Here is an 18,992-nt window from a genome sequence, read left to right as displayed (position 1 = left end):
CTCTTTTTATACAATTCGATGGCTACTCGCCGTTTATTGGACGGAAGCTTCCTTTAAAATGGCTGCGGCCGTTAGTTCGTCTGTCACCAGTACTTGAATAAAGCCGCCATTTAAAGCCCCTAAAATACTTTCAGCCTTATGGGTTCCTTCTACAACAGCGATGACCGTTTTGACGCTCTTTAACTGCTCCAGTGATAAACCAATGACCTTTTGGTTCAGTTCATCTTGGACAGGTTTGCCTTGACCGTCAAAGAAACGAAAGCCAATATCACCAACAGCCCCTGATTGCCTTAAACCAGATAAATCTTCTTCTTTTAAGTAACCAACTGTTTTTAACGTTGAACCTTTATGCGGGTTGCCAATACCGATGAGGGCAATATCTACATTTTTACCTTCTTCAAGCACAGCTTCTATATCCTGCATTGCCATGAGCCGCTCTTTTAATTCTTCTGTTTCTAAAATCGCCGGGGCATATAAATAGGAGCACGTGCCATTCATTTTCTTTGCCAGCTCATATGCCAGCTGATTGGCATGAATGTCGACTGCCTGCCTGCCCATTCCGCCCTCTAATGGAATGATCTTCACATCGTTTCTTCGCTCGAACGGGTATTCCTTTACAAGCTCAGACAGTGTAGTTCCCCATGAAATGCCGATTTTCTCCGCGTCTTTCATGTTTTTAGATAAATAATAGGCGCCTGCTTGACCGACTGCCCGCTTCACCATCTCAGACATTGTCCCGACGCTTGGGACAACGACAGCATCTGTTAATTGAAAAGTTGTTTCTAGCTGTTTTTCCAGTTCCACCGTATGAATACTTTCATCTTTAATGTACACCTCAACGATTCCCACATCTTTTGCTTTTTGTAAGAGCTTTGAAATGACTGGTCTTGAGACATTGAGCTTTTTTGCGATTTCCTGCTGCGTCCACCCGTCTGTATAATAAAGATGAGCAACTTTGACGAGCTGTCGTCTTTCTTCCCAATTCAGCATGTGACATCATCCTTTTAATATACTATGATTCCCAGTATACCAAACATTCGTTTCTAATTGGCACAATTGTTATGAAAATGACAAAAAGAGCGATTACCTCTCCGCTCTTTTTCCCTCCGTATATTTTGGCTGATACGTTCTCCCGCCGTCTAACAGGATAATTTGTCCGTGCAAGTAGCTTCCCTCTTCACTTGTAAGAAATAAAGTGAGTCCTGCGATATCCTCTGGTCTACCTAATCTCCCGACAGGAATGAGCGATTGTAGCTGCCTTTTCTCCACCTCAGTAGGATAGAGCGTATCAAGCATTTGAGATTCAATCACGCGGGGTGCAATCACATTGATACGCACATGGTGTGCCCCTAATTCCTTTACAAGCGAACGCATCAGGCCAAAAGCACCTGCTTTTGAGGCGTAATACTGAATTCCACCGCCTGAGCCAGTGATAGCAGATCCTGATCCAATCACGACAATGCTTCCTTCTTGCCGCTCACATATATAAGGTGCTGACGCTTTGATGCAATAGTAAAGACCATACAAGTTCACAGCCAGTGTCTTTTTCCAAAGTGAAAAATCGACTTCTAAAAAAGGAAGTGATTTTGTCATCCCTGCTGAATACACAAGATGAGCAATGCCGCCTAGCTCCCTTTCAGCTGCTGAGATCATCTGCTGAACACTTTCCCACGATGAAACGTCAGCTTGAAATGTCAGCAGCTCAGAGTGCTGTTTTTTTAAAAGTGAAAGTCCTTGTTCATCTATATCAGACACAGCCACTCTGTGCCCTTCTTTTAAAAAACGCTCGGCAATTTCCTTTCCAATCCCTTGGGCACCACCAACGATGAGAACCGGTTTTTGATCATTAGCCAGCACTCTCACCCCCATCAAGCATAATCGCTGCACCATCAGTAAATGCGCCATATGATGTACTTAAAAAGACCGTCATATGGGCCACAGTCTCCTTGATTTGCTCTGCATTAGGAATCAAATGGAGAGGGGGCGGTAATAAGGCGAGCACCCGAATGCCTTTGTCTTTAAATTCTCGCGCCAGCCCTTTTGTCATGGCATTCAGCATGGAATTCGATGTCGCATGTGAAATCCCGCCATCACCTGTGATACTGCCTGATGACGATATATTAATAATACAGCCTTTTTTCTGGTCAACCATGTGCCATACGGCAGCTTGACTGGAAAGAAAGACAGTATTCACAGCTGTTTCCACTTCGTCCATCCACTCATTAGGGTGAGCGGCATCAAGCTCCGCCTCAGCTCCTTGCGCTGCTTGATTGACCAAAATATCCAGTTTCCCGCACGTATCGATCACTTGCCTCAGCATACGCGTGGCATCACGCGGCGTTTCTAGCGGGTTCATGATGATACTCGCCTGACCGCCCATTTTTTGTATGTCTTCACAAATGGTTCTAGCCTTTGATTCATCATGAAATGTGTGTAAAAAAACATGTGCACCTGCCTGGGCTAAAGCCAGGCAGATGGCTTCTCCAAATCCATCTGTGCTACCTGTCACAAGTGCCGCTTTCTGATGAAGCTGGACGTGCACATGCATCTCCTCCCTATCCCTTGTTTGGCATTTATTTTCTCAGCTTACTCACGATATCAAGAGCTGCTTCATAAAAACCTTCTGAGATGGTCGGATGCGGATGAATCATTTTCGCCATCTCTTCTGCTGTTCCTTCTAAATACATAAAGGAAGAAGCTTCTGAAATCATTTCTGTGACATGCGGACCAACCATCGTTGCACCGATCACTTCACCATATGCTGTATCGTACACCAATTTAATAAAGCCTGTTTGAACACCTGCCGCTAACGCTTTACCGCTTGCCGCTAAATCAAATCGTTCAGTTTGTACGCTGAGCCCTTTAGCTTTTGCCTCTTTCTCCGTAAGACCAACACTTGCCACCTCTGGTAATGTATAAATACATCTAGGCATAATATCAGCATTCATTTTTTCAGGCACGCCGCAAATATTGCTGACCGCAACAGCAGCCTCTGCCATCGCCGCATGAGCCAGCTGATAACCGCCGGCGACATCCCCAACTGCGTATACACCTTCAGCACTTGTCTGCATCCGATCATTCACCTTGATAAACGGACCATCATGCTGAAGATCAAGCTGGTTAACAGCTGATACATTCGGTCTTCTTCCAACGCAGACAAGCAGTCTTTCCGCTGTAAAGATGTGCGTCTCCCCTTTATCATCTGTTGCATGAACCGCTTTGACTCCTTCGCTTTCCGTCACCTCTGTCACAGTGGTTTTCTTCGCGATATGGATGCCCTTTTTCTTGAGTTCTCTTTCTAGCAGCTTAGATGCTTCTTCATCCTCTTGTGGGATAATGGACGGTGCCGCTTCAATAATGGTGACTTTTGATTGAAGACTTTGGAAGATACAAGCAAGCTCAAGACCAATGACGCCTCCGCCAATAATGACGACAGAAGCAGGAATATCTGGGATGTCAAAGATTGTATCACTTGTATCAAATGAAATATCTTTAAGCCCCGGTATTGGCGGAATAGCTGGTGTAGATCCAGTAGCAATGATTAACTCTTTCGTTTCAATCGATTCTGATCCATCTTGTTTTTCAATCTCAATCCGGTGCTTTGTCACCGCTGTGCCTCTGCCGTTATATACATCAATCTTTCCTTGCTTTAATAAAAAGGCGATTCCACCTCTGAGCTTTTCAATGACTTCATCTTTGCGCTTTCTCATTTTATCGAAGGAAAGAATCATGTCACCTGTTTCGATTCCCCAGCTTTTCGCCTTCTCGATTGATTCAATGACTTCTGCATGTTTCAGCAGGGTTTTTGAAGGGATACAGCCTCGATTTAAACAAGTACCGCCTAGAAAATCCTCCTCAATCAAAGCAACCTTCCGTCCGCGCTCAGCCGCTTGAAGGGCGGCAGTATACCCGCCAGGCCCTCCGCCAATGACTGTCAGATCATACGTTTTCGTCATCCGATTCATCTCCTACATTAGCAATTCAAATGGTTGTTCAAGCACTTTTTTAAGGTCTGTTAAAAAGGCAGCCGCTGGTGCGCCATCTACTACTCGGTGATCAAACGATAAACTGACACCCATCATTGGCCGCACCTGAATTTCTCCATCTACTGCAACAGGTTTATCTTGAATCCGTCCTACACCTAAAATCGCCACTTCTGGCTGATTAATGATCGGGGTAAAGGTATCAATGGCATACATGCCTAAGTTACTAATCGTAAAAGTGGACCCTTTCAGCTGGTCAGGAAGTAGTTTTTGATCACGTGCGTTTCGGCCAATTTCTTTCGCTTCTTTTGTCAGTTGTTTTAATCCTTTTTGATTCGCATGAGAAATGACTGGTACCATCAAGCCGTCTTTCACTGCAACAGCGAGACCGATGTGTACATCTTCATGGAAATGGAGCTCATTTTGTTCAAATGTCATATTGATCTGCGGGTGGCGCGTGAGTACATGGCTGACCGCATGAATGATGATTTCTGTGAACGACAGCCGGTAGCCTGTCTCTTTTTCAATCGCCGGAAGTAACTGCTGACGAACTTCTTTCGCTTTCGTCATATCAATTTCACTTGTTAATGTGACGTGCGGTGCTGTAAAGGCACTTTGTGACATGCGATCAGCAATCACTTTTCTCATGCCAGCTAATTTTTGTGTTTTCACAGGCGAAGCCTCTTTTGTTTGCGTTGCTGCTTGTACGTCACTCTTCATGATCTTACCGTGAGCGCCAGATCCAGAAACTGCTGCTAAATCAATTCCTTCACGAGCAGCGACTTTTTCTGCAAGTGGTGAGACGCGCTGGTCTTTCTCGCTAGAATGAACGACTGCCTCGACGTCCCGCTTTTGGACTCTGCCTTTTGGCCCTGTGCCAGATACCTCTTGAATCGCCACATGATGATCCTTTGCCGTTTTTCTCGCTGCGGGCGTGGCACGTACTTTTTCATCAGATGTTTTTGGGGCTTCAGTAGAACTGGATGATGCCGTGTCTGGTGAAGACGATTCGCCGCTTTCTGAGGAATCTTCATCAGCCTGTGCTGGCGGCTCGCTTGGCACCTGTTCATTTGCCTCTCCGATATATCCAATGACAGCATTGACTGGAATTTGATCATCAGCTTCGTAGTATTTCTTTAGAAAAATGCCGTCATCATAGGCTTCCACCTCGATGTTGATCTTGTCTGTCATAATTTCAAAAAGAGGCTCACCGATTTCAACCGAATCTCCTTCTTCTTTCAACCATTGAAGCAAGGTTCCGATCTCCATCGTACTGCTTAGCTTCGGCATAAATATCTCTTTTGGCATGATCTTCTCCCCTTTATTTAAGAGCGTACAAGCTCTTTTGCTGCTTCAATAATATCTGGCACTTGTGGAATGACCGCTTTTTCCAGTGTCGGGTTGTATGGTATTGGAACTGCAAGGCCGCCAAGTCGTTTAATCGGCGCATCTAAATAGTCAAACGCTTCACTTTCCGCTATCATACTTGCAATCTCTCCGCCGTAGCCGCCTCGTTTGACCGCCTCATGAACCACGATACATTTACCTGTTTTCTTCACAGATTCGATAATGGTTTCTTCATCTAATGGGACAAGTGTTCTTGGGTCAATGATTTCAACATCGATTCCCTCTGCTTCTAGTTCCTTCGCCGCTTCTAATGCTTTGTGTACCATAATCGCTGTTGCTACAATTGTGACGTCTTTCCCGCTTCTTTTCACATCAGCTTTCCCTAAAGGAATCGAATAAGGCTCTTCAGGCACTTCGCCGATTGTTTTATATAAAAGCTTGTGCTCGTAGAAAATGACAGGGTTGTCATCATCCATTGCTGCTTTTAAAAGTCCTTTGGCATCATAAGCTGTTGAAGGCTGAACTACCTTTAATCCCGGAATATGAGCCATCCACGCTTCTAAGCTTTGTGAATGCTGCGCTGCGGCACCCGTTCCTGATCCTGCTGGTGTTCTCACAACGAGTGGTACTTTTCCTTTTCCGCCAAACATGTATCGTGTTTTGGCTGCTTGGTTTACAAGCTGATCCATTGCGATTGTAATAAAGTCAGAGAATTGAAGCTCTAAAATCGGACGCATACCTGTCAAAGCCGCTCCGACTGCACCTCCTGCGATGGCAGCCTCAGAGATTGGTGTATTGCGTACGCGCTCCGGACCGAACTCTTCAATCATGCCGCGCGTGACCCCAAAAGCACCGCCATATACGCCGATATCCTCACCTAAAATGAATACATCTTGGTTCTCTCTCATTTCCTGACTCATAGCCTCTCGAACGGCTTCTAAATATGAAATCTCTCTCACTGTTGTTTTTGTCACGTGATTCCCCTCCTAATTAGGCGTATACATCCTCTAATAGTGTATCGATTGACGGTTCTTTACTGTTTTTAGCGAATTCTACAGACGCTTCAATTTCCTGCTTCGCTTCTTCCTGCAAGGCCGCTGCCTGCTCTTCTGTCAAAACATTCAGTTCAATCAAGAGAGACTTAAAGCGCTTGATTCCGTCTTTTTGTCTCCACTCTGTTTCTTCTTCACGTGTACGGTATTTTTTCGCATCACTCTTAGAGTGACCTTTCCAGCGATACGTTTTCATTTCAATAAGTGATGGACCTTCTCCAGCTCTTGCGCGGCTGACTGCTTCATCTACTGAGTTCATAATCTCGACCATGTCATTTCCATCAATCGATTTCCCAGGTATTCCATAGCTTTCTGCTCTTGTTGAAATGTCTTCAATGTTGATCATTTCTTTTACAGGGCCAGACATGCCGTACTGATTGTTTTCACAAATGAATACAACAGGCAGATCCCAAATGGATGCAAGATTTAGCGCTTCGTGAAAGCTGCCTTCATTTGTCGCTCCATCTCCGAAGAAACAAAGAACAACATAGCCTTCCTGTTTCATTTTAGATGTGAGCGCTGCACCTGTTGCCAGCGGGATACCGCCGCCAACGATTCCATTTGCGCCAAGGTTCCCTTTTTCTAAATCAGCGATATGCATCGAGCCGCCTTTTCCTTTGCAATAGCCAGTCTCACGTCCGAATAGTTCTGCCATCATCTTATTGACCTCTGCACCTTTTGCAATACAGTGACCATGTCCACGGTGCGTGCTGACGATCTTATCTTCGTCCTTTAATACGGCAATTGATCCAACAGCTGACGCTTCCTGTCCGACACATAAATGAGTGGTTCCATGGATAAGTCCTTTGGCAAAGAATTGATCGACCTTTTCATCAAAATATCTCACTAACCACATTTGTTTATATAAATCTGCTAATCTCTCATGACTAATCTGTTCAGGCAAAGTGATTTGTTTTTGCATTTCTTCTCTCCCCTTTACATTTGTTCTTATATGTTACATTTGTAATTATCATACGTTTAAGTATCTTTGAAGTCAAGCATTTCTCTTTCATTTTTAAGCGTTTTCATCTTTTATCAGAAAAAAAGAGAAAGGCAAAGCCCTTTTCTAAAGAACTTCTCTTTCTCTTCCAATCTCCTAGGTTCTCATTCATCTGGGTACATCATGATTTTGACACTCTCACCTTCAGGGTGCCTTGCGCATTCTATCGCCTGAAGGAGCTGACTTAACGGATAACGATGCGTCACCATCTTTTCTGTGTTGACCACTTTTGCTCTTAGAAGTTCAAGGGCTTCGAGGTAGTGATAAGGATGTGAGGAATAGGCTCCTACTACTTTCACTTCATCATGGAAAAATCGATCAGCCGGAATGGAGACGTCTCCCTTTGGAAAATGAGCAAACACTAAAATCGTTCCGCCTCTCGCTACCGATTGAAATGCTTCTTTTAAAAGCGCACTACTCCCAACAGAAATAATGACGAGGTCTGCTCCCTTTCCATTTGTTTCTCTCATGACCCGGTCTTCCACCGGCTCAGAGGCTGGATGAAAAGCGACGTCTGCACCTAAATTTCTCGCTTGCAGCAGCCGGTTCTCATTCACATCCGTTATCATCACTTTCCCAGCCAAGTAATGTTTGGCAAGCTGTAGTTGAATGCAGCCAATTTGCCCCGCTCCAAGGATCAGTACAGAATCTCCTGGATGAACAGGTGCTCGTTCAAAACCGTGCAGGCAGCAGGCGACTGGCTCTACCATCGCCCCTTGCTCATATGAGACGTCATTCGGGAGCTTGCCCATTGTGTGCTTGACATGTAATGCAGGGACGCGGATATACTCTGAAAACCCGCCTGGCTCTACATTAGTGGCTGCAAACTGCGGACACATTGTATAAAATCCCTTTTGACAAAAGTCACAGGTGAAGCAAGGTACATGGTGCGCAACATAAACCCTGTCTCCCGTTTTTATATTTGTCACATTTTTTCCGGTTTCAACAACATCTCCTGCGATTTCGTGCCCTAGTACCGTTCCAGGAGGTACCGTCTCATGTGTTGCTTTGTAAATATCTGTGCCGCATAAGCCGCAGGCACGCATTCTTAATAGCACTTCATCAGCACCAATCGCAGGCCGGTTCCGCTCCTCATACCGAATGTCCTCTGAAGAATAAAAGACAGCTGATTTCATGTAGCTGCATCCTCCTTTTCATCACCTTTCGCAAAATCCTGCAACGTTTGCACAAGCTGCTTGTACTCACTCATCTCACTGGATATCCAGTAACGTCCTCCGAATATGCGAGATGGGCCCACCCTGACATAGACTTTTCCGATATGAGGGTATGGCTTGATAAAAAGCTTTCCTTTAATATCAGAGACCGCATATGTGTGCCATCTGCCAAACGCTCCGATTTTGAGTTTATCTTCACTAATGATGACGTTTGTCGGCTGGTTCAGCCCAGTGATGCTAGAAAGCATGAGGATAGGCAGCGTATAAACGCCTAACACAGCTAACGGTTCAGGCCCTGCTGACATTAACGTATAAAGAGACCAAAGAAAAAACAGACAGATGAGTACGGCTGGAAGAAAAATAGACAACACTGCAGACGTTCGGCTATAAGCATGATGCTGCATGAGACGTCCTCCTTTCAGATACATAGAAGGAGCCGGGAAAGCAAAGCTCCTCCATGGAATGATTGTTTACTTAATATGATCGATGATTTTTTCAATATCATCTTCAATGCCAAATCCGGTTAAAAAGGATAATGTTTGAATCACAGGCGTTCCTTTCGTATCACTCACTGGTGTTGTCGTTACGATTAAATCGGCGCCTTCCGCTTTTTGCGGGACTTCAGATGCCTTGCACTGTTCCACCACGACATCATATCCTTTTTCCTTTAACGTCTCTTCGACCTTTTTGGCAACAACCGTTGATGTTGCAACCGCTGTTCCGCATGAAACCAATATTTTCTTTGCCATAAGAATCCCTCCAGCTCTTTTATTGATCTTTCTGATCTAAGCCCATTTCTTTCGCATACTGCTTTCTAATATCATTTCGCACCCAGTACCATAGGAGCGCATAAGCCAGAGCACAGATGATGGCTGCAATAAAGTACGGGTTGCTCGGATCAAGAAGTCTCACCATGATCCAAGGAATGACGTGGGAACCAAGGTCAATACCTGAAATCATATTGGCTCCTTCTGGGAAGTCAAACCCGACTGCTTTCCCCATTGTTGTCGCAAGCGGTGCGAGATTCGTTGCGATAAAGAAGACAATCATTAATGTAAAAATACTGTTAATAAGACCACGAATAATGTTTCCACGAGCGGCTGCTACTGCCCATACAACTGTAAATGGTAGAACTGATAAGTCAGCAAACGGCAGCATGCCATTGTAAGGGAGAACGACTGCAAGTAGAATCGTAATCGGCACCATAAGAAGGGCTACCGCCATATTCGCCGGATGACCAATCACAATCGCTGTATCTAAACCAATATAGACATTTTTCCCAGGGAAGCGCTTTTGAATATAAGAACGAGCGCCTTCAGAGATTGGAATAAGACCTTCCATTAATAACGCAACCATTCTTGGCATTAGCACAAGAACTGCTGCCATTTGAATACCAAGCGTCATGACGCCTTTCGCATCATAGCCGCCTAAAAGACCAATAATGATACCAAGTATGAGACCCATCACAAGCGGTTCGCCAAAAATACCAAAACGTTTCTTCAATGTTTCTGGATCAGCATGAATTTTGTTTAAGCCAGGGATCTTGTCAATGATACGGTTGGACGCATACATAAGCGGTGCGAAGTTGACCGTTTCAGCATGAGCCATCGATACGCCTTTCAATCCAAAATGGTGTTCGATTGTCGGTGCCGTCCAATCAGCTAATTTAAGCGTGATAGCAGAGACGATCAAACCAACAGCAAGTGCCAAGAACATATTATGATAAGCGTAGTAAGTCACAGAGGCTGCGAAAATCAAATGCCAGAAGTTCCAAATATCCACATTCAGTGTTTTTGTAAAGTTAACGGACAATAAGATGACATTTAACAAAAGCACAAGAGGAATCATCAAAGGGGCAACAGGTGTACCGAAGGATATAGCCGCTCCAATCGGCCATCCAACATCCAAAATATCGAGCTTTAGGCCAAGGGAATTAACCATGGCTTTTGCTGCTGGCCCAAGGCCACTCACAAGCAAATTAATGACAAGGTTGACACCGACAAACCCAATTCCGATCGTAATACCGGCTCGGAAGGATTTCTTAAAGCCTTGCCTTAAAATCATACCGAAAAGCGTCATAATAATCGGGAGCATAATAGTTGGTCCAAGGTCTAATATAAAATCGACAGCTTGCTTGATCATACATCCACCTCCTGGATTTTTCAGATAAAGCGCTTACATTATTTTGTGAAAGGCTATTGGTTTAATTCTTTCTGAAGCACAGCAACCGCTTCTTCATACGACGTCATATCAGACAGCTTCGTCATCACCTCTTCTTTTCTAAAAAGTGTCATGAGCTTCTCTAACATCACAAGCTGCTTACTAGGTTCAGAGATTGCTAGGACGAACACAATTTTAGCCAGCACAGTTTCATCCGGGCTCCCCATCTTGTGAAAGATGACAGGTTCCTTTAAAGTGGCTACACTAATCGCCGGTTTGTTCACATGCTCAGGATCTGTATGTGGAATTGCTACCCCAAAGGTCGCAAGTGGAAGGCCCGTAGGATATGTTTTTTCTCTTTCAAGCACAGCTGGTAAAAAGCTCGACTTAATATATCCTCCCGCTTCTAATCGCTCTGCTAAATATGTGGTCACCTCCTCTCTTGAAGATGCATCGTACTGCAGCTTAATCAGCTGTTCATCTAACTCAAACAAGTTGTTCAAACAACCACTCCTTTCATTTGGTATAAATATGAACACATGTAACAAAAAGAAAGAACATTTTGGAATAGAACCTTTTATAAAGCGCTTACATATATGCATCCTGAAAAATGTTCAATGTTGTTACCTTTGTAAAGATATTATAATATTCTAAATTATAAGTCAATGTTCCTAGGGAAAATTTTATAAAAAAAGAGGCAGTCTTCTGCATCTTTCATCAACTCTGCTCTACTTCTTATTAAATGTGACTTCCTCTCTCTAATCACTCAGTACTTGCTCTTTGATGTCAGCAACAACATTATCATTCATACGGAAAAAAGGCCCTTAGCCATCGAAATACATACAGTCCTGTACTTCATAAATAGCGAAGCGTCTTCCGCTCTCTGATCAGCTATGTTTCATTTATTTAAATAAAAAAGAAACGCCATCCTCAAGAGGCGCTTCTTTTCCCGGGAAATGTTCTTATTGGGCAGAGAGCTTTAAATTGACGCCAACGGCAGTTCCGTTTCTCGAGGAGTCAGCCACTCCAGTAAAGGTTCCTGCTTTTCGATCAATGAGTAGCGCTTGGACATTTCCTATATCAATAGGCGAATTGCCGAAACGATGTCCCATGTCATTAAGCTTTGTTCTCACATCGAGAGGGACACCTACTTCATAACGATAAGAAGTTGGGCTGTTTGTGTAAATTCTTGGTTCTTCAACTGCATCCTGAAGCTCCATCTCATATTCAAGCAAATTCAAAATGGTTTGTGAAACAGAAGCAATAATGGTCGTTCCTCCCGGTGAACCTACTGTCATGACAGGCTCATTATCTTTAAAAATGATGGTCGGTGTCATACTAGACAATGGTCGTTTATTCGGCTGAACTTCATTTGCTCCGCCTGGTCTTGCATCAAAATCTGTTAGTTCATTGTTTAAGAAGAAACCATATTCCGGGACGAGAATCCCTGTACCAAATAACTGTTCAATGGTTGTCGTGAATGACACAACATTTCCCCACTGATCGGCAACAGTAAAATGTGTGGTCTCACCAATGGTTTTATCTTCAGGCTGTGGAACAATAGGAGATGGATTTTTTTCATCCTCATACGCCCACGGATCTCCTTCTTTCGGGTTACGATTCTTTTGATCTAATTGAATAAGAGAGGCTCTTTCTGAAATGTAATCATCGTCTAATAGTCCTTTTAGTGGAACATCTACGAACTCGGGGTCGCCGGCATATGCAGCACGGTCAGCATAGGAGAGATGCATCGTTTCAGCAAGTAGCTGATATTTTTCAAATGATTTGAGGTCATATTGAGATAGGTTAAAGTGGTCAAGTATTTTGAGAATTTGCAGCATAAACACCCCGCCTGAGCTTGGTGGAGGCATACTTGCAAGCTGGTATCCTTTATAGTCTCCCCAGATAGGCTTGTCAGTCTCGACCTCATAACGACCAATGTCATCAGTTGTCATCGTCCCGCCAAAATCCTGGACTGTATTTGCAAGTGCCTTTGCTACTTTTCCTTCATAAAATGCTTTGCTTCCTTTTTTCGCAATGAGCTTAAATGTTTTTGCAAGACCTGGCTGAACTAGGAGGTCTCCTTCTTTGAGCGGCTGATCATCTGGAAGAAAGATTGGCGCAGCGGCCGTTTTTTTCAATTTTCCTTGATGATCATCAATGGCTTTTGCCAGAACAGAATCGATTTCAAATCCATCCTCTGCAAGCTGAATGGAAGGCTTAATCAATTCCTTCATCGAGCGGGTTCCCCACTTTTCTAATGCCGCCTCAAGACCTTTCACAGTCCCTGGAACACCAACAGCATTACCGTGTGTGGATCGCTCAGCAAACGGGATGACTTTCCCCTCATCTGTTAAAAACATGTCTGGTGTTGCGCCTTGTGGTGCTCTTTCTCGACTATTGATGATGGATGTTTCTTTTGTCTTCCCATCATAAACCATCATAAATCCTCCGCCACCAATTCCAGACATCATTGGCTCTGTCACATTCAGTGCGTACTGGATGGCAACAGCAGCGTCAACAGCGTTTCCACCTTTCTTTAATACATCTGCACCCACTTCTGATGCGAGTGGATGGGCAGTAGCCACCATGCCATCCTTCCCAACAGCTACTTTATTCCCATGAGTTTCGTTTGCAGTGACCTGACTGACAGGCAGAAAAAACGAGAAAACCAACAGACATATGGACAAAATAGTTAGAGAAATGCGTTTCATACACAACACCCCTTCCATATTCTTACTTTGACCATACCGACTTCTTGACCAGAATACAATAGATTATTCTAAAATTTCTAAATTTTTCATTATATCTTCCTATATTCACCAAATATAAAGCGGATTTTCAAAACATATGACACATGTACTAAGTAGGGATAAAGACACTATCCTTTCATGTCTTTGATTTCGCGGTATAATAAACGCATCACAAAGGGGGAAGAATGATGAATCAGCAGAGCACCTTATTTTGGGAAACTTATTGGAAAGAAAAATCAGAAAGCGCACCAATTGACGCATCTGTTTCCGCTTGGGCATTTGGAGCAGACCCAGATCATTTACTTGACCTTGTTCTGCAAGGGAAAAAAACAGCGACATGTTCTGGGCATCTTTTTTACGAAAAGGAACAGGAGCCGCTTCCAAAGGCAGGACAATATGCGGTCATTTTAGACAGCCATGACGAACCAAAAGCCATCATAGAGATCACACATGTAGATGTCATGCCAATGAATGAGGTTCCAGAATCATTTGCCCAAGCAGAAGGCGAAGGCGATCTTTCTTATAACTATTGGTACAAAGCCCATCAAGCATTTTTCACAGAAGCACTCAAACCGTACGGATTAGAATTTAAAGAAGACATGCTCCTAGTTTGCGAGCGATTTAAACTAATATATTCAGCTTCTTAAGCTTTAAGCGGCGCCAAGAATGGACCGCTTTTTTCATTTCTTTTCTCCTTTCTGAAAAAGGTGTGTTGAGAACACATCTTTAGGTCAGAATAAGATCAAATAGAAAAAGTGAAGAAATTTTCGACTACACCTGTTTTTTTTCGACAAAAGAATATATAATTATTTGATGTGTGCATTGTCTCATTTATACAATGGAGGGTTTTTACATGTTAAAAAGGAAAAAAGACAAGTTTTCCGTCTTGTTAACGGAAATTGCTAAAAATTTAGATGAAACTGCTGAGTATTTTGTTAGCTATAAAGTAACAAATCAAACCACTCTGAAAGAATTTTCTGACACATTGAAGGAATATGAGACAAAAGGTGATAATCATGTTCATACGATGATTAAAGAGCTGAACAAAGCCTTTATTACGCCGATTGAACGTGAAGACATTCTTCAATTGACGAATAGCCTCGACGATGTTTTAGATGGAATTGAGCATTTTTCAGCGACAATGGAAATTTATTCAATGACAAGCTCTGACGAACATATCGACAAATTCAGCCACTACATCAGAGAATGTGCAAAGGAAATTTTAATTACAATCGATTTACTGGCTGAAAATCGCTTAAAAGATATTCAACCACACGCAATCAAAATCAAAGAGATCGAGCATAATTGTGACAATCTTTATCGTAAATCACTAAAGAACTTGTTCGGAAAAGAAACTGATCCAATCAAGGTCATTCAATACAAAGAAATTTACGAAACACTTGAAGAAATTGCTGATTCCTGTCAAAGTGTTGCCAACAATCTAGAAACAATCATTATGAAGAATGCGTAACGGGGTTAGTTAAACATGGACACATTACTCATCCTTACCATATTTATTGTCATTTGTGCACTTGCTTTTGATTTCATCAACGGATTCCACGATACAGCAAATGCCATTGCCACTTCGGTTTCAACAAAGGCGTTAAAGCCTAGACATGCTATTATTATGGCAGCGTTCATGAACTTCTTAGGAGCAATGACATTTACAGGTGTGGCAAAGTCCATTACAAAAGACATCGCAGATCCTTTCACACTTCAAAACGGTTCTGTCGTCATTTTGGCTGCTTTAATTGCGGCCATTACTTGGAACTTGCTTACTTGGTATTACGGAATTCCGAGTAGTTCTTCGCACGCACTGATCGGATCAATTGCAGGAGCTGTTATTGCCTCTGCTGGTTTTGGCGCTTTAAACTATTCGGGGTTCATTAAAATCATTCAAGCACTGTTGCTTTCACCTATCCTAGCTTTCGTATTGGGATATATCGTGTATACCATTATCAAAATTATATTCAGAAACAACAATCTCGCAAAAACAAATAAACAATTCCGACGTGTTCAAATTTTAACTGCTGCACTGCAATCGTATACCCACGGAACAAACGATGCGCAAAAAGCGATGGGAATTATTACGATGGCTTTAATTGCAGGTAATTTGCATACAACTGACGACATTCCTTTCTGGGTACAATTCTCTTGTGCGCTTGCAATGGGACTAGGTACTTCTATTGGCGGCTGGAAGATTATTAAAACAGTCGGCGGTAAAATTATGAAAATTCGTCCAGTAAACGGAGTATCAGCTGACTTAACGGGTGCAGCTATTATCTTCGGAGCGACATTTATTCACTTACCTGTTAGTACCACTCACGTGATCTCATCTTCTATTCTAGGTGTAGGTTCTGCACACAGAGTAAAAGGAGTAAACTGGGGTACGGCAAAACGCATGCTCGTCACTTGGGTGATCACATTACCGATTTCGGGAACTCTAGGGGCTCTTATATACTTTGTGTTAAATGCGATTATCTAATATCAAAGACCTGTCAGACAGGTCTTTTTTTATTTGTCTGCACCCTTTTCCTGCAAGCCATTTTTTCATGAAGCAGGGTTTCCAATCATATCCATAGAAATGAATAAGTATCCATCTGTCTATGGGAGAGAAGAACATGCTATTATTTTTTCAATTGACCGTGTGGTTATTGCTAGGTGCTCTTGCTGTATATGTATTTGCCGTATGGCGCTTTGAACAAAAAGTAAAAGAAAAGATGTTTGCCATTCGTAAAACGTGGTATTGGATTTATGTAGCTGGTGCTGTTGTGTACTGGACAAATGACCCTTCTTCAATCTTCACCGATTGGATGCACTACTTGATTATTGCCGTTTTTTTTGCATTAACCGATGCATTCATCTTTCTCAGCTCCTATATTAAAAAACTCGGAAATCACGAACTGGAAACCGACACCCATCAACTCCTAGAACAAAATAACGATCTACTTCATTCTTACCTCAATAAGCTAAAAACGTACCAATACCTATTGAAAAATGAACCGATTCATGTATATTATGGAAGTGTAGAGGCATATATAGAGGGAATTGAACGGCTCATTTATTCTTTTGCCGACAAAATGAATATTCAAGCGGTTCTTTGTCCATACGATACGCAGGAACAAAAAGATGACCTGCTGCGGACACTTGACCAGCGCTCTCTTATTCAGGCGAAGCTTGACAGGCAGGAAGTCTATTACGATGATTTCGGCAAATTGGTGCTCATCCCGTTTTCTGTAGCAGATGATCACTTCGTCATTAAGCTCACCTCTGATGACATTGTCACTGAGTTCGACTATTTATTAATGACGTCACTTACAACAATTTATGACCTAATCTTGCCTGACGAAGAGGAAGGTGATGAAGATGGACCACGCACTTCAAGGGGATAACAACAATCGCAAGAAAAACCCTTTTAAGATTTTAAAGAAAAAGCAACATATTAGTATGGCGGATTACAAGGTAAGCCCCCATACTGAGCGTATTTTTAAAAAGAACGAACAGCTCTTGGATGAGTATAAAAATAAAAGGGCTTGATTACACTAAAGGACGCGGAACAAAATCCGCGTCCTGCTTCCATTTTCACATAGACTTGCATACAATAATCTATACGCTGCAACGATTGAGGTGCCAATAAATGAAAAAGAAAATCAAACAATTGAGATATGTTCAGTTTGCTGAATATAAGTCGTCGCCTTATATGCGTCGATTAAATGAGCAAAGTGAAGCAATCATCCAATCATACAAACAGAAACACTCACTTACTTAACAGCTTCAAAAGCTTTTCCTTCGTTTTAGGTCCGTATACCCCATCACTTGTCAGACCATTTACCAGCTGAAAACGCGCTACGGCGTTCGCCGTTTTTTCTCCGTAAACTCCGTCTATTCCTTTATTTGCAGCTGCTTTATCAGGATAAAAATAAACAGCAGCAAGCGCCTGCTGGACGAGGCGTACATGCTCTCCCTTTGTCAATGGAGAAGTCACCTTTAAAACCCCATCTGGCAGCTCATACAAGCTCTTTGCATCGTTACGATAAATTTTGAGAACCTGTCCAATTTGAATCTTGTTCGGATCGCTAATGTCATTCCACTTCTGTAAATCCTGAACTGTGACCCCGTGAGCTTTCGCAATACTCGTTAACGTATCACCGCTTTTCACGACATACGTGATGACCGTCTCCGGATCTTCTGCCGTTCCAATCCCTTTTTTAAATTCATCCCAAGTAGATAGAAGCTGGCGTGGACATGCTTTTCCAGACCAGTACTGATGTGTGACCACGTTTGCTAGCGGAATGTGATGTTCTTTTAACAGCTTTTGAATGAGCCATTGTGCATGTTTGACCGCTTGCTGAAAATTCCCATCTACATTCTCACAAATTTCAATTCCGATCGACTTCCGGTTACCATTCCCATGACCATCCCCTGCATGCCAGCCATTTTCATTTAACGGCAGATGCTGAAAGATTTCATGATCATCCACTGTAAAGTGCCAGCTCACCTCTGTCGTTGGGCTTTTTACATAGGCCGCATGACTTTTCGCATCCGCTCCCTTTGACGTGTTTGCTGTGTTGTGCACCGTTACATACTCCGGTGTCATCGCATATCCTGGGCGGTTTCCGTTTCCAACTGGAATAAAATCTTGATAAATTTGTACCATCTACTGCACTCCCTTTTGCTAGATTGAATTGATCTTTCTCATCAATCGGTGGCATTCGTAAGACAATACTTGTTTGTTTTCATGAGAAGACTATGGTAAAATTTGAATTCAATTCACTCTTTTTAGTCGTGAAACGTGCAAAAATACAGAAAAAAACAGGAATTAATTCCATTTTTCCTTGATTTTATGTTAAAATTGTTAAAAATAAGCCGATAATAAAAGTAAGTAATAGCTCATTTAGCTATTTAGTCCTATATGGACTTTTCTTTTACGCCAAAAATAGAACATACGTTTGTGCGGAGGTTTTCAAATGACTGGTTTTTTAACCCATTTAGAAGAAGATATTAAGCGTTTATATGCTCAATTACAAATAAGCGGTCCTGCTTATAGAGAGATGCAAAGGATCGCTTCTGAATTTCGCGTGTGGGTCCATTACGAGGAGACTGGCAGCATGATGATCCAGCATCAAGGTCTTTACAGTATTATCTTAAACAGATCCCTATCACCTGAAGAACAGTGGCAGGATTTCGCCCACGAGCTTTGTCATGTGCTAAAGCATACAGGCAATCATTTCAAAATGAACAAACTCTTTCGAGAACTGCAGGAGTTTCAGGCAAAACAATTCATGTATCACTTTTGTGTTCCAACCTTTATACTGATGAAAATGAAGCTTCCACCCCTTCGGCAGCAAGCCATTTTGCATATTGCTCAAACGTTTCACGTCACTTGGGCTTTTGCTGAAAAACGGCTTGCCTTATTCGAACAGCGAAAAGCAGGTATTCGCTTTCAACAGGAGTTTACGTCTTATTTAATGAAAGCAGAAAGAGTCGCTGAAAAAGAAGCAGTTTATCAAACGTAAATCATC

The 18,992-nt window shown here is 42.7% G+C and carries 20 protein-coding genes; 6 read left to right on the top strand and 14 right to left on the bottom strand.

The window, feature by feature from the left end; translation table 11 throughout:
- Positions 1-33 precede the first annotated feature (33 nt).
- From MHB83_RS11090 to ggt, 13 genes are all read right to left on the bottom strand, one after another.
- Positions 34-990 (bottom strand): sugar-binding transcriptional regulator, encoded by a 957-nt coding sequence (locus MHB83_RS11090; RefSeq protein WP_137054742.1) that lies wholly within the window; start codon positions 988-990, stop codon positions 34-36.
- A 93-nt stretch (positions 991-1,083) separates the two neighbouring features.
- Positions 1,084-1,869: an SDR family oxidoreductase gene (locus MHB83_RS11085; protein ID WP_050945211.1), complete on the bottom strand. Its 786-nt coding sequence runs from the start codon at positions 1,867-1,869 to the stop codon at positions 1,084-1,086.
- Positions 1,847-2,548 (bottom strand): SDR family NAD(P)-dependent oxidoreductase, encoded by a 702-nt coding sequence (locus MHB83_RS11080; RefSeq protein ID WP_233421732.1) that lies wholly within the window; start codon positions 2,546-2,548, stop codon positions 1,847-1,849. The genes MHB83_RS11085 and MHB83_RS11080 overlap by 23 nt, the downstream gene beginning before the upstream one ends.
- A gap of 25 nt (positions 2,549-2,573) precedes the next feature.
- Positions 2,574-3,956, bottom strand: a complete 1,383-nt coding sequence (gene lpdA, locus MHB83_RS11075; protein ID WP_284906264.1) for a dihydrolipoyl dehydrogenase — start codon at positions 3,954-3,956, stop codon at positions 2,574-2,576.
- A 12-nt stretch (positions 3,957-3,968) separates the two neighbouring features.
- Positions 3,969-5,291, bottom strand: a complete 1,323-nt coding sequence (locus MHB83_RS11070; protein ID WP_137054743.1) for a dihydrolipoamide acetyltransferase family protein — start codon at positions 5,289-5,291, stop codon at positions 3,969-3,971.
- A 17-nt stretch (positions 5,292-5,308) separates the two neighbouring features.
- Positions 5,309-6,289, bottom strand: a complete 981-nt coding sequence (locus tag MHB83_RS11065; RefSeq protein ID WP_034620051.1) for an alpha-ketoacid dehydrogenase subunit beta — start codon at positions 6,287-6,289, stop codon at positions 5,309-5,311.
- Between the two features lie 31 nt (positions 6,290-6,320).
- Complete coding sequence (gene pdhA / locus MHB83_RS11060; RefSeq protein WP_003211858.1) at positions 6,321-7,304, bottom strand: pyruvate dehydrogenase (acetyl-transferring) E1 component subunit alpha; 984 nt, start codon at positions 7,302-7,304, stop codon at positions 6,321-6,323.
- A 182-nt stretch (positions 7,305-7,486) separates the two neighbouring features.
- Positions 7,487-8,518 carry an alcohol dehydrogenase catalytic domain-containing protein gene (locus MHB83_RS11055; protein WP_310023441.1) on the bottom strand — a complete coding sequence of 344 codons (1,032 nt, stop codon included), beginning with the start codon at positions 8,516-8,518 and terminating at the stop codon, positions 7,487-7,489.
- A complete protein-coding gene (locus tag MHB83_RS11050) occupies positions 8,515-8,961 on the bottom strand; it encodes a hypothetical protein (protein WP_003211419.1) in 447 nt (148 codons plus the stop codon). The genes MHB83_RS11055 and MHB83_RS11050 overlap by 4 nt, the downstream gene beginning before the upstream one ends.
- A gap of 66 nt (positions 8,962-9,027) precedes the next feature.
- Positions 9,028-9,306 carry a PTS sugar transporter subunit IIB gene (locus MHB83_RS11045; RefSeq protein ID WP_003212259.1) on the bottom strand — a complete coding sequence of 93 codons (279 nt, stop codon included), beginning with the start codon at positions 9,304-9,306 and terminating at the stop codon, positions 9,028-9,030.
- Positions 9,307-9,325: 19 nt separating this feature from the next.
- A complete protein-coding gene (locus MHB83_RS11040; RefSeq protein ID WP_003210771.1) occupies positions 9,326-10,699 on the bottom strand; it encodes a PTS transporter subunit IIC in 1,374 nt (457 codons plus the stop codon).
- 53 nt (positions 10,700-10,752) lie between these two features.
- A complete protein-coding gene (locus tag MHB83_RS11035; RefSeq protein ID WP_106029849.1) occupies positions 10,753-11,220 on the bottom strand; it encodes a PTS sugar transporter subunit IIA in 468 nt (155 codons plus the stop codon).
- 459 nt (positions 11,221-11,679) lie between these two features.
- Positions 11,680-13,431 (bottom strand): gamma-glutamyltransferase, encoded by a 1,752-nt coding sequence (ggt, locus tag MHB83_RS11030; protein ID WP_137054745.1) that lies wholly within the window; start codon positions 13,429-13,431, stop codon positions 11,680-11,682.
- A 227-nt stretch (positions 13,432-13,658) separates the two neighbouring features.
- Here ggt and MHB83_RS11025 point away from each other — a divergent pair, with 227 nt between their 5' ends.
- From MHB83_RS11025 to MHB83_RS11005, 5 genes are all read left to right on the top strand, one after another.
- The gene (locus tag MHB83_RS11025; RefSeq protein WP_050945220.1) at positions 13,659-14,117 is read left to right on the top strand and encodes an ASCH domain-containing protein; all 459 of its coding nucleotides are present in this window, start codon (positions 13,659-13,661) and stop codon (positions 14,115-14,117) included.
- Positions 14,118-14,323: 206 nt separating this feature from the next.
- The gene (locus MHB83_RS11020) at positions 14,324-14,941 is read left to right on the top strand and encodes a DUF47 domain-containing protein (RefSeq protein WP_003212390.1); all 618 of its coding nucleotides are present in this window, start codon (positions 14,324-14,326) and stop codon (positions 14,939-14,941) included.
- Positions 14,942-14,956: 15 nt separating this feature from the next.
- Entirely contained in the window at positions 14,957-15,955 is a 999-nt protein-coding gene (locus MHB83_RS11015; protein WP_003210927.1) for an inorganic phosphate transporter, read from the top strand.
- Between the two features lie 136 nt (positions 15,956-16,091).
- A complete protein-coding gene (locus tag MHB83_RS11010) occupies positions 16,092-16,862 on the top strand; it encodes a type II toxin-antitoxin system SpoIISA family toxin (RefSeq protein ID WP_050945221.1) in 771 nt (256 codons plus the stop codon).
- Positions 16,831-17,007, top strand: a complete 177-nt coding sequence (locus tag MHB83_RS11005; protein WP_080984789.1) for a type II toxin-antitoxin system SpoIISB family antitoxin — start codon at positions 16,831-16,833, stop codon at positions 17,005-17,007. The genes MHB83_RS11010 and MHB83_RS11005 overlap by 32 nt, the downstream gene beginning before the upstream one ends.
- 220 nt (positions 17,008-17,227) lie before the next feature.
- Here MHB83_RS11005 and MHB83_RS11000 read toward each other — a convergent pair whose 3' ends face one another.
- Positions 17,228-18,127 carry an N-acetylmuramoyl-L-alanine amidase gene (locus MHB83_RS11000; protein ID WP_050945222.1) on the bottom strand — a complete coding sequence of 300 codons (900 nt, stop codon included), beginning with the start codon at positions 18,125-18,127 and terminating at the stop codon, positions 17,228-17,230.
- A 310-nt stretch (positions 18,128-18,437) separates the two neighbouring features.
- On the opposite strand from MHB83_RS11000, the gene MHB83_RS10995 reads away from it, so the two are divergent.
- On the top strand, positions 18,438-18,986 hold the full coding sequence (locus MHB83_RS10995) for an ImmA/IrrE family metallo-endopeptidase (protein ID WP_050945223.1): 549 nt from the start codon (positions 18,438-18,440) through the stop codon (positions 18,984-18,986).
- The last annotated feature ends 6 nt before the right edge of the window (positions 18,987-18,992 follow it).

Origin of the sequence: Bacillus sp. FSL K6-3149 (assembly GCF_038630515.1) — a bacterium.
Taxonomy (GTDB): Bacteria; Bacillota; Bacilli; order Bacillales; family Bacillaceae; genus Bacillus; species Bacillus pumilus.
Note: the sequence above shows the minus strand (reverse complement) of the source record. Positions and strands in the feature narration are given on the sequence as shown.